This window comes from Wenjunlia vitaminophila DSM 41686 (assembly GCF_000380165.1).
Taxonomy (GTDB): domain Bacteria; phylum Actinomycetota; class Actinomycetes; order Streptomycetales; family Streptomycetaceae; genus Wenjunlia; species Wenjunlia vitaminophila.
In genome coordinates this window covers 66,808-80,566 of the sequence record NZ_KB904669.1, presented here as the reverse complement: position 1 = coordinate 80,566, position 13,759 = coordinate 66,808, and the positions used below count along the sequence as shown (strand labels likewise).

Below are 13,759 nucleotides of genomic sequence, written 5' to 3'. Positions count from 1 at the left end.
TTCTCCTAGGAGGTCTTCGTGTCCTTGACGTGCTTCTTCGCCGTGGGCACGGGGGCCCGGAGGAGCAGCGGGCGCACGCCCCTCGGAGCCCTGTGGGCGGCCCACGCCCGCACCCGGACGAGCACGGTCGGGGTCAGCAGGACCATCAGGTCCACCCAGGCGCGGACCGTGCCCAACACGGAACCGGCACGGCCGGGAGCGGCACCGCCGGGAGCGGCCAGGGCCACGTCGTGGGCCTCGGGGGGTGTCCACCACCACTCCGCTGCCTCCGTGGGCGAGCCGCCCGGCTGGCGCGGTCCCTCGGTGTAGCGCATCCTCGTCCTCCCTCGTTGGTGTGGGGACCGGGCTCGGTCGCCGGCCCGACCGCGTCGTCCCCGGTGCCCGCCGGAGCGCGTCGGCGCACCGGCGGGCGACGCGAACACCAGGGACGGGGACGGTGGGCGAGGCCGTGCGGCCCCCGGGCGCGGCTCGCCCCACTCGGAGTCGGTCGGTGGTGGTGCCGGGAACCGCCGGGCGACAGCCGCGTCGAGCGCCCGCGTTCGCCGCCTTCGGGTCCGTGCCCTAACAGGGTGGTCGGCGGCGCTCAGGAAGTCGTTGCCACCGAGCGCCCAACACTTGCCGGGTGACGCACCGCTGCGCCGTGGAGGGAACGCTCCCGGTACTCCCGGGGTGGCAGGCCGTAGGCGGCCCTGAACGCCCGGCTGAAGTGCGCGGCGTTGGGAAAACCCCAGCATGTGGCGATGGTGCGGATCGGGCGGTGGCACAGCGCGGGGTTGGCCAGGTCGCGCTGGCAGCGCTCCAGCCGGCGCTGGCGTATCCACTCGGCGACGGTGCAGCCCTCGTCCTGGAACAGTTTGTGCAGGTAACGCACGGAGATGTTGTGCGCCGCTGCGATCGTGCGCGGATCGAGCCACGGGTCGTGGAGGTGGTGCAGGATGAAGCTGCGTATCCGCACCCGTAGGGCGCGTCGTCCGGACTCGGGGGCCGGCGCGTCACAGGCGTCGAGCCGGGTGACGCACATCGCTGCCAGCAGGTCCAGCACCACCCGGCCCAGGCTGTCCGTGTCACAGCGCTCGAACTGACCGTTGTCCGAGGTCAGGGTGGTCAGCAGGCCGGAGAGCAGCGCTCCCACGCCGTCACGGCCCGGGAGGGGGGTGCCGAGCGAGTGCTTCAGGAGGTGCGGACTCAGCGGCAGCAGGGTGCGCGGGAACATCATGACCGTCCCCCACGTGTCGCCGTCCGCCGCCACGGTGGAGACGTGGAACTCCTGGGAACTGTCGGAGAGCAGCAGCTCGCCGGGGCGCAGCTCGGTCTCCTGCCGGTCCAGACGGAAGACCTTCCTGCCGTGGTGCAACAGGTCGAGTCTGAGCATCCCGGGATCGGAGCACCCGATCATCTTCCGGGTCCTGCGCAGCTCGCTCGGTGACGCGTGCACGGACAGGAGCGACACGGCGCCGAGATCGATGAAGGAGGTGTCGCCCCGGAAGGGCAGCGAGGGGTCGGGCTCGACCCGCACGGCCACCGGCAGGCCGAGGCAGAGCTCCCGTAATCGGGTGATCCGCTCGGAAGTGGGCAGCGTCGAGTCGTGGGTACCCACCATCGTGTTCATTCAGTTTTCCCCCGTTACGTACTGACGTGCTGTGTGCGTGGAGCAGACAGTCGGCGTTCCCCCCGTGGCGCGGGGGGCGTCGCGGCGCGTCATGGTGGAACCGCGACCATGAGCGGGAATAGAGCCTCGCTCCGGCCGGGTGTCGGTGGCGGCGGGGGTGGCGGAGAACATGCAAACGGCGGCAGCCCACCCGGCCCGGATCTGTTCCGGGCCGGGTTCTGGCTGCCGCCGTCAGCGGTCAGTCGTCAGTGCCCAGCGCTCAGCGCGCAGTGCTCAGCGCGCAGTGCTCAGCGCGCAGTGCTCAGCGCGCAGTGCTCAGCGCGCAGTGCGCAGTGCTCAGTGCTGGTGTGACTTGCGACGCCAGATCAGCGCGGCGCCACCGGCCAGCAGCGCCAGGGCCGCCAGGGAGATGCCGACCACCGAGGCACCGGTCTCGGCGAGGCTGCCGTCCTTGTCGCCCTTGTCGTCCTTGGGGCCGGGCGCGGGGGTCGTCGGCGTCGCCGAACCGTTGGGGGTCGTGCCCGAGGACTCGGTCGGAGTGGCCGAGGAGTTGCTGGGCGTCGGCGAGGCCGGGGTCGAAGCGGACTCCGACGGCGTCGGCGAGGCGGAGGTGGACGTGGAGGGGGAGGGAGACGACGGCGTGTCGTCCTCGCAGTCGGTCCAGAAGACCTTGTGCTTGGCGCGGCCGTTCTCGCCCTCGAAGTTCCAGATCAGCTTGTAGTGGCCGTCCGGCAGGGTCATGTCCTCGGTCCGACCGTGCCCCTCGTCGTCCAGGACGATGGAGCCGGACTTGGCGAGCTTGCCCTTGACCTCGGCCGTGGGCGGCCACTGAACTATTTTCCAGTCGACGTCCTGTTGGTCGTCGAATCCGAACGCGTCGAGGTAGAACTCGCAGACGTGCGGGTCGTTCTCCTTGAGATCCTCGCCGGTCTCGGCATCGTGGATCTTGACGGTGCCGTTGTCACCGGGAGGGGAAGCGAACGCGGCCGTGGGCAGCAGCAGCGTGGCCGCCGCCGCGGCCGTGACCGCACAGGCTGCGGGTAGGGTGCGCATAGAACCAACCTTGATGGATGATGGGCTGGGAGATTGCACAGCGTCCTATCGTCTTATAGGACCAGTCAAGGCCCAATTGTTACCATCCGTCCCAAGGATTGTCATCTGTCGCAACTCGTTCCGCATAACGATGTTATGACGACACGTTTTCAGCCATCGGATGGCACCAATTGGCGGTTCTTCCAGGGATGTACGTCAGTGGGCACCAGAGCCCGGCGGGACGGCGCCATCCCCACGGCTCCTGGCGTGGAGTACGGCGATGGCGCGCAGTTGGCGACGCTCACGCGTGGTCGCGGGGCGCAGGGAGGCACGGCGTGCGCGCCACGTGAGCCCGGTGGGACGGGTCAGGCAGACAAAGGGACCGTCAAAGCCGACGATGGTGGCGGGCATCTCCCAGCGCCGGTCGTAGACCACCATACCGACGGTGAGCCCGGGGCCGGGGCTGGGGCCGTGATGGCGTGATGTGACGTCGGCGACCGCACGGGTCTCGCCCCAGGTCATGCGACGTCTCACCGCCAGTCCCCCCGGCTCCAGGAGTTCGCCTCGGCGACGCGGTCGCGCAGGGCGGTGGACACCGGGATGCGTGTCAGACGTGCGGGGTCGGCGTCCCACTCGCACCCACCGCCGATGGGACGGAGCTGGACATGGGGTCCGACATGGCCCATGACCACGCCGATCCGGTCGTGTTCGGTGTCGTGGACGGTCTCGCCGACGGCGGGGATCTCGGTCACGAGGTCACCGGCCTGGCGTGCAGGGGCCGCCGCCGGGCGGGTGCCCGGTGACGCCCGGTGGCCGGAATGAGCAGCCGCAGCAGCGGCACGACGAGTTTCCCGATAACGTCGATCACGTCATCAACCTTTCAGGGGGTCGGTGGCCATTCCCCCGGACGTCGGCGCGTCGCGGGGGTTCACGCACGCATGGCACTTGTTGGCATTCCGATGTGCGAATCCCTTTCCGCAGCACCAGTTTTGGGGCGACTGAGTACGCTCGCCAGTACCTGAACGGTGACGAATTCATAGTCACTTGGAGGTTGACAAGGAATGGGAAGCACCTATGGCGACTGGCTCAGGGAACAGCGCGAGGCCGCCGGAATGACACAGCAGGAGTTGGCCGACGAAGCGGTGATGACCCGCTCGCACATCGCGCACATCGAGGCGGGCCGCCGGGTCCCGTCCAAGGAGGACGCGCGGCGGCTGGACAAGGCCCTGAACACGGGCGACGTGCTCAGCCGCTTCCGGCCGGGGGAGAACAGCAGGCCGGTGGGGAGCCATTTTGAGGCGGCACTGCAGTTCGAACAACAGGCGACGATGATCCGCGAGTTCGCGCTGTCGTGCGTGCCGGGCATCCTCCAGACGGAGAGGTATGCGCGTGCCATGCTGGGCGCCAGCTTCCCCCCGCTGGGTGATGAGGAACGTGACAAGGCTGTCGTCACACGACTTGAGCGCGCAAAGATCCTTAGCGACCCGGTGAGCCCAGTAGTGTGGGCCGTGCTGGACGAAGGAGTGTTACGCCGCCCCATCGGCAGTCCACACGTCATGGCCGAGCAGATCGCGCATATCATCGGCTTGATGGTCAGCGAACGTATTCGTGTACACGTGATCCCGTTCGGCGTGGGCGCCCATCCGCTGCTTCAGGGCATGGTCTCTTTGATGTCGTTCGAGGACCAACCGCCGGTGACCTACGTTGAGGCTCTGCTCACGAGTCAGGTACATGACGCGCCGGCAATTGTCGAACGTTTTCATGGCGCATACCATCAAGCGCTGGGGGATGCTCTGCCGTCCAAGGAGTCACTGGCCCTGTTGAGAGCGACAGCGAAGGACTACGAGCAGCATGAATGAGCACACCATTACGGACGCCTCCATATTCAGCGGCTGGCGCAAGTCGTCCTATAGCGGCCCCGATGAGGGAAGCTGCCTCGAAGTCCTAGACGGCCACCCCTGGGGTGTCCCTGTCCGGGACAGCAAGGACCCGCACGGTCCCGCGTTGGTCTTCTCGGCCGCGGGTTGGTCGTCGTTCGTGTCAGCGGTCAAGAGCGGCGAGCTCCCCGGCTGAAACCGCCGAACGGCGCCGTACCGAGGGCAAGACCGACACCGGGACCAGCCACACCACCCTGTGGGCCGGCGCCACTACATGCCGGCCCACAGGGTGGCAGCATGCCGGTGTCCGAATATGTGTGCTGTGTCGCTTCTGCGAGGCATATTCGACTGTTGCCTGTCAGCATTCCCCGACGTGCCCGCCCCGCTCCACCCCGGCGGTGCGGCGCGTTCCACGACACAGCGGCAGGGAGTCACGCCATGGCGCGCCATGACGACCGGTGACGGGCAGAGTCCACCAGACCCGTGTCACCCCGACGGTCACGGACAGGACCACGCGGTGGTGACCACGGAGTCCCCTCCTCACGTGTCCCTGCGGTCCCTCCACGTGGGCACGCTGGTGCTCGCCGCGGGCCGCGGCGGCTGGTACGCCTGCCTCGCGGTCTTCGCCACCCGGTCCCTGGGCCTGAGCCCGACGGTTTTCGGCGTCAGTCTGACGGCCGGCGGCCTGACCGCGCTGGTCACCGGAGGGCTGATCGGCTACCTGGCGGACCGGGTCGGGCTGCGGCGGATGCTGGTCTTCCTCGTCCTGGCGCAGGGGTTCGTGTGTGTCGGTTACGGGTGGGCCTCCGAGCCCTGGGCGTTCGTGCTGGTCAGCAGCGTGGTGCTGACCGCGGAACGGAGTGTGCCGGCCCTTCGGATCGCCCTGGTGGCGGGCCTGTCCAGCGGCGAGGAGCGAGTGCGCCACCTGTCCTCGTTACGCGTCGCCCAGAGTGCGGGGATGGCGCTCGGGGTGGGCGTCGGCGGGTTGGCGCTGTACCTCGACAGCCGCCCCGCCTACCTGGGCCTGCTGTTCCTCTACGCGGCGGCGGCGCTGGTCTCCGCGTTCGTCCTGCGGACCGTGCCCCGGGTCCCCTCGCTGGCCGAGCGGGGCGTCGAACGTCGTGCGTTGGTGACCAGGGACCGGCCGTTCCTCGTGGTGACCGTGTTGTGCACCGTCCTGGCGTTGAACTGGGGGATGTTCTCCAGTGGGGTGCCGCTGTGGATCGCCGCCCACACCGGCGCTCCTCTGTGGATCATCGGTGTGCTGATGGTCCTGAACACCGTCACCATCGTGGTGTTCCAACACCGCGCGAGCCGGGGCAGCGACACGGTGAGGGGTGCCGCGAGGGCCTGCGCCTGGTCCGCGATCCCCTTCGCCGTCGCCTGCGCGCTGTACGCCGCCACCTACCACCGCTCCGGTGCGCTCGCCGTCGCGCTGCTGGTCGGGGGCACCCTCGCCCATGTCATCGGTGAGGTGCTCTTCGTCGCTGGGAGCTGGGGGCTGGCGGTGAGCCTGACCCGGCAGGAGGCCCACGGCGAGTACCAGGGGGTGTTCAACACGGGCGCGGCGTTGGCCATCGTCTTCGCGCCCGCGCTGATGACCGCCCTGTTGATCGAGGGCGGAGTCGGCGGGTGGTTCGTGCTGGCCGGGTTGTTCCTGGTCACGGGTCTTTCCGTGCCGGCCGCCGCCCGCTGGGCGTCGTCGTCCGACCTGGCCGGGGCACTGGCCGCCACGTCCGACGGGACGGGCACGGCGGCCAGGAGGGCGTGACCTCCGGCGAGCCGCGGTGGACGGGCCCGCGGTCCTCGCCGGATGGTCCGGCCGGGCGAGGGCCCCACAAAAACCCTTCGCACCCGCTCGCCTCGACCGGTACGGTTTCGGGCGTGTTTCCCCCTTGGGGGGAGGCGCAGGGCCACGCGTGGCCGCCCCGGTAGTTCGCACGCTGAGAGTAGGTCTCGTCCATGGCATGTCGTATCAGTGAGCTCGTGCTCGGTTGCCGCGACCCCGAGGTGCTGGCGCGGTTCTGGTGCGAGGTCCTGGACTTCGTCGTGCTCGACCGCGAGGAGGACGGCACCCTCGAGATCGGTCCGCGCGAAGGGTTCGGCGGCCCGCAACCGACGATCATCCTCAGCCGCAGGGACGAGCCGGAGCAGGGGAAGCCCCGGCTGCACATCGACGTCAACGCAACCGACCGCGATCAGGACGCCGAGCTCGAACGCCTCCTGGCGATCGGGGCGCGCCCGGCCGACATCGGCCAGACCGGCGACGAGCCCTGGCACGTTCTCGCCGACCCCGAGGGCAATGAGTTCTGCCTGCTCAAGGCCCGCCTCAACCCGCTCTGACCCGGCTGCGCCGGCCCCCCCGGCGCGAGAAGCGTCTCAGCGGTGGCTCAGAACGTTGACGACGCGGCCGTTGGGGTCACGGACGAAGAACCGCCGTACTCCCCATTCCTCGTCCTGCAGGGGATGAACGGTCTCCGCGCCGCTGTCCCGCACGGCCGCGTAAACCGCCTCCACGTCATCCACTTCGATGCTCACGTCGGGGGTGACGGGGGCGGTCTTGTCGCTGGTCACCACGCTGACCTGCGCTGCTGGATTGGACGGCGAGACGAGCGTCACGATCCAGCCGAGATCCATGGCTTCCTCGAAGCCCAGCAGGCCGTAGAACTCCCGGCTCTCCCGCGTGGCTTCTGACTGGATGATGGGCATGACACGGCGAACGGCCATCGACGGCTCCGGATGAGAACAGGCAAGATCCAGGATCCAGGAGTACCACGGCTCACCCGCGTTCGCACGCATTTTCGAGAACGCCCCGGTGTCCGACCAACCCCGCAGGCCGTACGGCGAGGCCCCGACCCAGGGCACCTATGCTCTGCGTGTCCAGCACCACCAGGGTCGGGTCCTCTTAAGAGGGCGATTCGTCCCATTCGGATGTCTCAAGACGGTTGAAGCCGGCGAGGCGGGGCGAGATGGTGAAAGAGAAGGATTCGCCGTCCGGGGTCTTGAGGGCCGCCACGATGTCGTGGTCCGGTTCACCGAATATCTCGAAGTGCTGCACGGTGCAGTGCTCCATCACCTCGCGGATGTACGGGTCCGACAGCCGCCAGTGGGTGCGGATGGCATCGGAGTCGCGGTAAAGCTGGAAGCTGTGTGCCAGCATCCGCTCCTCGTCGATGAAGACCTCCACCATGAGCTGTGGGCCGTGCTCTTGAGCGAATGCCACCGCCTGTGCGATGGCGTGCCGGAAGCCGTCGAGGTGGCCGTCGGTGATGCGCATGGTGTTGCGGAAGAGAATGGTGCTGCTGTTTGTGATCTTCATGCGCCAAGTGTTGTACCTCAACCAAGGTTGAGGTCAAGAGCGCAGCTCAGCCGGGGCGTTCGACCTGCTGTTGCCCGCGGAGGGCACGCGGTGGAGGGGCGGCGCCCTTCTCCGGAACACCCGCCGTCCCGCAAACGCACGTGCGGTGGCCTGTGCCGACCGCCATACTGGCGCGATGCACCAGGTCGAGGAGGTCGCGGGCCTGGTCGGCCGTGTCCTGGGGCCGGAGGCCATCGGGACGTACCTCCACGGGTCCGGCGTGCTCGGCGGCCTGAAACCCGCCAGTGACGTGGATGTCCTCGTCGTCTCGCGGCGGAGCATGAACGACCGGGAACGGCGGGCGCTCCTCGATGGGCTGTTGGAGGTCTCGGGGTCCGGTTCGCCGGACGGGCTCCGCCCGGTGGAGCTCACCGTGGTCGTCCAGTCCGAGGTCCGGCCGTGGCGGTTCCCACCGACCGCCGACTTCCTCTACGGCGAGTGGCTCCGTCACGAGTTCCTGGTGGGTGGCCCCCCTCAGCCGGAGCCCACGCCGGACCTCGCCCTGCTGGTCACGATGGTGCTGTCCGGTGACCACGCCCTCAGCGGCCCGCCACCGGCGCGGGTCCTGGACCGCGTTCCCCACGCCGACCTGGTCCGGGCCAGTGTGTCGGGCGTTCCGGGCCTGCTCGACGACCTGGAGTGCGACACCCGCAACGTCGTGCTGACCCTGGCGCGCGTCTGGACCACGCTCGCCACCGGCGAGATCAGGCCGAAGGACGCCGCCGCTGACTGGGCACTCGCCCGGCTCCCCCCGGAACAGCGCCCCGTCCTGGAACACGCCAGGGAGCTCTACCTCACCACGCCCTACTCCCAGGAGAACTGGAGCCGGGAGCTGAAGGCGCGGGTCCGTCCCCACGTGGACGCGGTGCTCACCGAGATCGGCCGGCTGCTGCCGGGGTGAGGCGCGCCGGTGTCCCCGCGGGAACGGTGGAGCCCCGCTCGGACTCCACCGTTCCCGCGGGGAGGCAGGTCAGTCCGCCACGGGCAGGTAGACCCGGTTCCCCGCCTCGGCGAACTCCCTGGACTTGGCGAGCATGCCCGCGGCGATCTCCTGGTCCGACGCGGACGGCCCGTCGCCGAACCTCTCATTGATGGATTTGCTGATCTTCATCGAGCAGAACTTCGGACCGCACATCGAGCAGAAGTGCGCCGTCTTGGCCGCCTCGGCCGGAAGGGTCTCGTCGTGGAAGGCGCGGGCCGTGTCGGGGTCGAGGGCCAGGTTGAACTGGTCCTCCCAGCGGAACTCGAAACGCGCGTCGGACAGCGCGTCGTCCCACTGCTGGGCGGTGGGGTGGCCCTTGGCGAGGTCGGCGGCATGGGCGGCGATCTTGTAGGTGATCACGCCGGTCTTCACGTCGTCGCGGTCCGGCAGGCCCAGGTGTTCCTTGGGGGTGACGTAGCAGAGCATCGCCGTTCCCCACCAGGCGATCATGGCGGCGCCGATGCCCGAGGTGATGTGGTCGTACGCCGGCGCGATGTCGGTGGTCAGCGGGCCGAGGGTGTAGAACGGGGCCTCGTCGCAGATCTCCTGCTGGAGCTCGACGTTCTCCTTGATCTTGTGCATGGGAACGTGCCCCGGACCTTCGATCATGGTCTGGACGTCGTGGGCGCGGGCGACCCGGTTGAGTTCGCCCAGGGTGCGCAGCTCGGCGAACTGCGCCTCGTCGTTGGCGTCCGCGACGGAGCCCGGCCGCAGGCCGTCGCCGAGGGAGAACGTCACGTCGTAGACGCGCAGGATCTCGCAGAGTTCCGCGAAGTTGCTGTAGAGGAAGTTCTCCTGGTGGTGGGCGAGGCACCAGGCCGCCATGATGGAGCCGCCGCGCGAGACGATGCCGGTCTTGCGGCGGGCGGTCAGCGGGACGTACCGCAGCAGCACCCCGGCGTGCACGGTCATGTAGTCCACGCCTTGTTCGCACTGCTCGATGACGGTGTCCCGGTAGACGTCCCAGGTCAGCTCCTCGGCTCTGCCGCCGACCTTCTCCAGGGCCTGGTACAGCGGGACGGTGCCGATGGGCACCGGTGAGTTCCGCAGCACCCACTCGCGGGTGGTGTGGATGTCACGGCCGGTGGAGAGGTCCATCACGGTGTCGGCGCCCCAGCGGGTGGCCCAGGTCAGCTTCTCCACCTCCTCCTCGACGGAGGACGTGACGGCGGAGTTGCCGATGTTGGCGTTGACCTTCACCAGGAACCGCTTGCCGATGACCATCGGCTCGATCTCCGGGTGGTTGACGTTGGCCGGCAGCACCGCGCGGCCAGCGGCGATCTCCTCGCGGACCACCTGTGGCGCCACGCCCTCCCGCAGCGCGGCGAACTCCATCTCCGCGGTGATCAGGCCGCGTCTGGCGTAGGCGAGTTGGCTGACGGCTCCGTCACGGCCCCGCCGCGGGCGCCGGGGCGGGCCGGGGAAGGCCGTGTCCTGGTCGGGCCCGCCGGGGGAACCGGCGCGCGGGACGGTGTGCCGCGGACCGTCGTCCTCGGGGCGCACCGGGCGGCCGGGGTACTCCTCGGTGTCGCCGCGTTCGGCGATCCAGGGTGCGCGCAGCGGTGGAAGGCCGCGGCGGACGTCGGTGGTGACCGAGGGGTCGGTGTACGGGCCGGAGGTGTCGTAGAGCGTGACGTCCTGTCCGTTGGTCAGGTGGACCCTGCGGACCGGCACCCGCAGGTCCGGCCGTGATCCGGTGAGGTGGTCCTTGTGCCAGCCCGTCGTCCCGCGGTCGGGGGTGGTGGCACGCGTGTGTGCATCCTGCGAGGTCATCAGACCCATCTCCCTACGCCGGCATTACCCGGTAACAGGTTCGGCGGTCGGCGCAGCGTGGATACCGCGGATCTGTCCGCGGCGTCAGCGCCCTCTCAGCCCGGTGCTCCGAGCTCCCGCGTCGTGCGAAGACGCGTTCACGCTAACGGGTCGGTCGGTGTCCGCGCCAGCGCGCGGTAGCGGAGATGATCGGAGCCGGACGCGGAGAGGAGCCACCACGTGCGGCAGCCGGGTGACGAGGAACGGCGCGGCGGAACGATGCCGGGGGGAGGGTGGGAGCCGGGTGTCCCCGCGCAGGGCCACGGGGCCGGGCACCCGGGCCGACCACCGGGCCCCGGGCCTGCTGATCACGACGGTCACCGGCAACCGGATCACGGTCACGGGCGGCCCGGCCACGAGCCCGTGCCTGGCCACGGGCAGCACGCGCAGCACGGTCACGCCCACGCCCACGGGCCGGCGGAGCCCGTGTCCGGGCGTCTGCGGAAGGTGATCGCGGCCGTGCTGATCCCGTTCGGGGTGGCGGTGCTGGCCGGCCTGGTGGTGCTGTGGCCCGGTGGGGTGCCGCCGCACGAGCACACGGGGCTGGGATTCGACCAGCACACCGAGCGGGCGAAGGTGGTCTCGATCGAGGGCCGGTCCTGCGCGGCCGTGGACGCCGCGCCGGGCCAGGGGGAACCGAGGGAGCAGCCGGCTCCCGGAACTGGTGGCGCGGGCAGTGGGGAGCAGGCCGCGGACCGGTGCCGGCTGGTGACGTTCGAGGTCACCAGCGGCAAGGACGGCGGGACCACCTTCACCGAGGTGGTCAGGCCCGACCAGTCGCGCCAGTACCACGACGGGCAGGGGGTGGTGGTGGCCTACGCCCCGCAGGCGCCACCGGAGTTGCGGTACTCCGTCATCGACGTGCAGCGGGGGGTTCCGGTCCTGGTGCTCGCCGTGGTGTTCGCGCTGGTGGTGGTCGCGGTGGGGCGGCTGAGGGGGCTGACCGCGCTGATCGCCCTGGTGATCAGTTTCGGGGTGCTCTCCCAGTTCATCCTGCCGGCCATCCTCCAGGGTTCCAATCCGCTGCTGGTGGCCGTGGTCGGTGGTGGCGCCATCATGCTGGCCGCGTTGTACCTGTGCCACGGCCTGTCCGCGCGGACGTCCGTCGCGGTGCTGGGAACGCTGGTCTCGCTGCTCCTGATCGGGCTGCTGGGGTCGCTGTTCGTCGAATGGGCGGCGCTGACCGGCAACACCTCCGACGAGACCGGTCTGGTACACGCCCTCTACCCGGGCATCGAGATCCAGGGGCTCCTGCTGGCCAGCGTCATCATCGGTTCGCTCGGGGTGCTGGACGACGTCACCGTCACCCAGACCTCCGCGGTGTGGGAACTGAAGGCGGCCAACCCGGCGTTGACCGCCTCCGCGCTGTACCGGGCGGGGCTGCGGATCGGCCGGGACCACATCGCGTCCACCGTGAACACGCTGGTGCTCGCCTACGCGGGGGCGGCCCTGCCGATGCTGTTGCTCTTCTCGGTCGCGCGCAGCGACGTGGCCACGGTGGCGACCAGCGAACTGGTGGCGGAGGAGATCGTCCGCACCCTGGTGGGCAGCATCGGCCTGGTCGCCTCCGTGCCGGTGACCACGGCGTTGGCCGCGCTGATCGCGTCGGCTGACCCTCCGGCCGGGGGCGAGCGGGCCGAGCGGGCCGAGCTGGCCGGGGTGGCCGGGGTGGGCGCCGGTCGGGGCGCGCGGAGGCGGGGCGGGGGACGGCGACGGCGGCGGTGAACGCCTTGTGAGCGGGGCCGGTCCGGGGCTCGGTCGCCGGACGGGTGCCGGCTCAGCGGCCGTCGGGGGGCACCCACTCGCCGCTGGCGAGGAACCCCTCGATGGTGGCGAGGTACGGGTCCGGGTGCCAGCCCTGCCGGGTGACCCAGGCGTCGTTCCAGTAGGTGTGCCGGTGGTGCTCGGCGCCGTCCGCGAGGACGGTGGCGACGCTGCCGGTGAGGCCGTCCCGACGCATGACGGAGACCAGCTCCCACACGCCCCACAGGTGGGTGCCCGTGGACGGGCCGGACTCCAGTCCCGTGCAGGCCCGCAGGTGCCGCATGGCGGCGATGCTCGCCGCGTCCGGAACGGGTATCAGCAGGTCAACGAGACGGAAGTGGAAACCAGGCTCCACCCGGGGGCGGCCCACTCCGTCGATGCGCGTGGCCGTTCCGGTGGTGTAGTCGGCGGCGCCGCTGATCCAGCCGGGGAAGTAGGCGGAGTTCTCCGAATCGACCACGGCGAGCTTGGTGGGGTAGCCCTGGTGCCGCAGGTGGCGGCCGAGCACCGAGGAGGTCGCCCCGGTGCTGGCCCCGACCACGATCCAGTCGGGGACGGGGTGGTCGGTCTCGGCGAGGTTGGCGAACAGGTCGGAGGCGAGGGTGTCCGCCTCGTGGGCGAGCGCCAGGTCGGTACCGACGAAGTGGTCGAGGAAGTGGCCGTCGTTCTCGGCGGCGATCCTGCGGCCCTCGTCCTGGAGCGTGACCGCCGGGCCCCACCGGACGCACTTGCCGCCGTGCGTCTCGATTTCGGCTATCCGTTCGGCGGAGGTCCTCTCCGGCACCACGGCGATGAACGGCAGGTCCAGCAGCCGGGCGAAGTAGGCGGCGGCCACGGCGGCCGTGCTGCCCGTGGCGGTGACGACGGTGGTGTCCTCGTTGATCCGGCCGCTCTCCACGGCCTCCCGGAAATGGCCGCGGATCAGCCGGTGGTTGACGCTGCCGGTGGGTTGGGCCGACTCGTCGTGGACGTGCAGGGCGATGTCCCACTGCGGCGGCAGCGGCACCCGGTGCAGGGGCACCCGCGGGACCGCCCGCGCTTCGAGGTCCAGGTAGTCCAGTGCCTCCGCGCTCCATCTCCGCACTGTGTCGGGACCGCCTATGTCCTGGAGGTGAACTTCTTCACGGCGAACAGCACCGCGGCGACCAGCGCCACCAGCAGCAACAGCTTGAACAGCAGGCCGACGATCAAGCTGATCACACTCATCAGCACCGACCCGAACAGCAGGAGGGCCAGCGCCGGGATCAGCGCCCAGCGTACCCACGCGGGGAGTCGCGCGAACAGTTTCTTCATCTCGTCGGCCTTCCTCGTCTCCTGCTGACGAG

Annotated in this window: 16 protein-coding genes; 6 read left to right on the top strand and 10 right to left on the bottom strand. The window is 70.0% G+C overall.

The window, feature by feature from the left end; genetic code table 11:
- Window positions 1-5: 5 nt before the first annotated feature.
- From A3IG_RS0113645 to A3IG_RS0113625, 5 genes are all read right to left on the bottom strand, one after another.
- Window positions 6-314: a hypothetical protein gene (locus tag A3IG_RS0113645; RefSeq protein WP_018384128.1), complete on the bottom strand. Its 309-nt coding sequence runs from the start codon at window positions 312-314 to the stop codon at window positions 6-8.
- A gap of 269 nt (window positions 315-583) precedes the next feature.
- The gene (locus A3IG_RS29685; RefSeq protein WP_018384127.1) at window positions 584-1,609 is read right to left on the bottom strand and encodes a helix-turn-helix domain-containing protein; all 1,026 of its coding nucleotides are present in this window, start codon (window positions 1,607-1,609) and stop codon (window positions 584-586) included.
- Window positions 1,610-1,945: 336 nt separating this feature from the next.
- Window positions 1,946-2,662: an LPXTG cell wall anchor domain-containing protein gene (locus A3IG_RS0113635; RefSeq protein WP_018384126.1), complete on the bottom strand. Its 717-nt coding sequence runs from the start codon at window positions 2,660-2,662 to the stop codon at window positions 1,946-1,948.
- Window positions 2,663-2,857: 195 nt separating this feature from the next.
- Window positions 2,858-3,163, bottom strand: a complete 306-nt coding sequence (locus tag A3IG_RS0113630) for a hypothetical protein (RefSeq protein ID WP_018384125.1) — start codon at window positions 3,161-3,163, stop codon at window positions 2,858-2,860.
- A gap of 8 nt (window positions 3,164-3,171) precedes the next feature.
- A complete protein-coding gene (locus A3IG_RS0113625; protein ID WP_018384124.1) occupies window positions 3,172-3,393 on the bottom strand; it encodes a hypothetical protein in 222 nt (73 codons plus the stop codon).
- Between the two features lie 309 nt (window positions 3,394-3,702).
- Between A3IG_RS0113625 and A3IG_RS0113615 the strand changes: the two genes are divergently transcribed.
- The 4 genes from A3IG_RS0113615 to A3IG_RS0113600 all read left to right on the top strand — a co-directional run bounded on the left by A3IG_RS0113615 (window position 3,703) and on the right by A3IG_RS0113600 (window position 6,861).
- A complete protein-coding gene (locus A3IG_RS0113615; protein ID WP_018384122.1) occupies window positions 3,703-4,500 on the top strand; it encodes a helix-turn-helix domain-containing protein in 798 nt (265 codons plus the stop codon).
- The gene (locus A3IG_RS0113610) at window positions 4,493-4,714 is read left to right on the top strand and encodes a DUF397 domain-containing protein (RefSeq protein WP_018384121.1); all 222 of its coding nucleotides are present in this window, start codon (window positions 4,493-4,495) and stop codon (window positions 4,712-4,714) included. The genes A3IG_RS0113615 and A3IG_RS0113610 overlap by 8 nt, the downstream gene beginning before the upstream one ends.
- 348 nt (window positions 4,715-5,062) lie before the next feature.
- Complete coding sequence (locus A3IG_RS29680; protein ID WP_051087492.1) at window positions 5,063-6,289, top strand: MFS transporter; 1,227 nt, start codon at window positions 5,063-5,065, stop codon at window positions 6,287-6,289.
- A 191-nt stretch (window positions 6,290-6,480) separates the two neighbouring features.
- Complete coding sequence (locus tag A3IG_RS0113600) at window positions 6,481-6,861, top strand: VOC family protein (RefSeq protein ID WP_026220241.1); 381 nt, start codon at window positions 6,481-6,483, stop codon at window positions 6,859-6,861.
- 36 nt (window positions 6,862-6,897) lie between these two features.
- On the opposite strand, the gene A3IG_RS0113595 is transcribed toward A3IG_RS0113600, so the two are convergent.
- Window positions 6,898-7,245 carry a VOC family protein gene (locus tag A3IG_RS0113595; protein WP_026220240.1) on the bottom strand — a complete coding sequence of 116 codons (348 nt, stop codon included), beginning with the start codon at window positions 7,243-7,245 and terminating at the stop codon, window positions 6,898-6,900.
- Between the two features lie 178 nt (window positions 7,246-7,423).
- Window positions 7,424-7,837: a hypothetical protein gene (locus A3IG_RS0113590; RefSeq protein WP_018384117.1), complete on the bottom strand. Its 414-nt coding sequence runs from the start codon at window positions 7,835-7,837 to the stop codon at window positions 7,424-7,426.
- Between the two features lie 175 nt (window positions 7,838-8,012).
- On the opposite strand from A3IG_RS0113590, the gene A3IG_RS0113585 reads away from it, so the two are divergent.
- Window positions 8,013-8,777 (top strand): aminoglycoside adenylyltransferase family protein, encoded by a 765-nt coding sequence (locus A3IG_RS0113585; RefSeq protein ID WP_018384116.1) that lies wholly within the window; start codon window positions 8,013-8,015, stop codon window positions 8,775-8,777.
- Window positions 8,778-8,846: 69 nt separating this feature from the next.
- On the opposite strand, the gene thiC is transcribed toward A3IG_RS0113585, so the two are convergent.
- Window positions 8,847-10,631, bottom strand: a complete 1,785-nt coding sequence (thiC, locus tag A3IG_RS0113580) for a phosphomethylpyrimidine synthase ThiC (RefSeq protein WP_018384115.1) — start codon at window positions 10,629-10,631, stop codon at window positions 8,847-8,849.
- A gap of 258 nt (window positions 10,632-10,889) precedes the next feature.
- Here thiC and A3IG_RS29670 point away from each other — a divergent pair, with 258 nt between their 5' ends.
- Window positions 10,890-12,395, top strand: a complete 1,506-nt coding sequence (locus tag A3IG_RS29670; protein ID WP_078500484.1) for a YibE/F family protein — start codon at window positions 10,890-10,892, stop codon at window positions 12,393-12,395.
- 52 nt (window positions 12,396-12,447) lie between these two features.
- Here A3IG_RS29670 and A3IG_RS0113570 read toward each other — a convergent pair whose 3' ends face one another.
- Both A3IG_RS0113570 and A3IG_RS34255 read right to left on the bottom strand, forming a co-directional pair.
- On the bottom strand, window positions 12,448-13,518 hold the full coding sequence (locus A3IG_RS0113570) for a pyridoxal-phosphate dependent enzyme (protein ID WP_018384111.1): 1,071 nt from the start codon (window positions 13,516-13,518) through the stop codon (window positions 12,448-12,450).
- Window positions 13,519-13,532: 14 nt separating this feature from the next.
- Window positions 13,533-13,727: a DUF5326 family protein gene (locus A3IG_RS34255; RefSeq protein ID WP_018384110.1), complete on the bottom strand. Its 195-nt coding sequence runs from the start codon at window positions 13,725-13,727 to the stop codon at window positions 13,533-13,535.
- Between the last annotated feature and the right edge of the window lie 32 nt (window positions 13,728-13,759).

Coding starts and splice junctions, on each gene's coding strand:
- A3IG_RS0113635 (WP_018384126.1), bottom strand. CDS start 2,662: ATGCGCACCCTACCCGCAGCCTGTGCGGTCACGGCCGCGGCGGCGGCC.
- A3IG_RS0113645 (WP_018384128.1), bottom strand. CDS start 314: ATGCGCTACACCGAGGGACCGCGCCAGCCGGGCGGCTCGCCCACGGAG.
- thiC (WP_018384115.1), bottom strand. CDS start 10,631: ATGACCTCGCAGGATGCACACACGCGTGCCACCACCCCCGACCGCGGG.
- A3IG_RS0113600 (WP_026220241.1), top strand. CDS start 6,481: ATGGCATGTCGTATCAGTGAGCTCGTGCTCGGTTGCCGCGACCCCGAG.
- A3IG_RS0113630 (WP_018384125.1), bottom strand. CDS start 3,163: ATGACCTGGGGCGAGACCCGTGCGGTCGCCGACGTCACATCACGCCAT.
- A3IG_RS34255 (WP_018384110.1), bottom strand. CDS start 13,727: ATGAAGAAACTGTTCGCGCGACTCCCCGCGTGGGTACGCTGGGCGCTG.
- A3IG_RS0113610 (WP_018384121.1), top strand. CDS start 4,493: ATGAATGAGCACACCATTACGGACGCCTCCATATTCAGCGGCTGGCGC.
- A3IG_RS0113595 (WP_026220240.1), bottom strand. CDS start 7,245: ATGGCCGTTCGCCGTGTCATGCCCATCATCCAGTCAGAAGCCACGCGG.
- A3IG_RS0113585 (WP_018384116.1), top strand. CDS start 8,013: ATGCACCAGGTCGAGGAGGTCGCGGGCCTGGTCGGCCGTGTCCTGGGG.
- A3IG_RS29670 (WP_078500484.1), top strand. CDS start 10,890: ATGCCGGGGGGAGGGTGGGAGCCGGGTGTCCCCGCGCAGGGCCACGGG.
- A3IG_RS29685 (WP_018384127.1), bottom strand. CDS start 1,609: ATGAACACGATGGTGGGTACCCACGACTCGACGCTGCCCACTTCCGAG.
- A3IG_RS0113590 (WP_018384117.1), bottom strand. CDS start 7,837: ATGAAGATCACAAACAGCAGCACCATTCTCTTCCGCAACACCATGCGC.
- A3IG_RS0113615 (WP_018384122.1), top strand. CDS start 3,703: ATGGGAAGCACCTATGGCGACTGGCTCAGGGAACAGCGCGAGGCCGCC.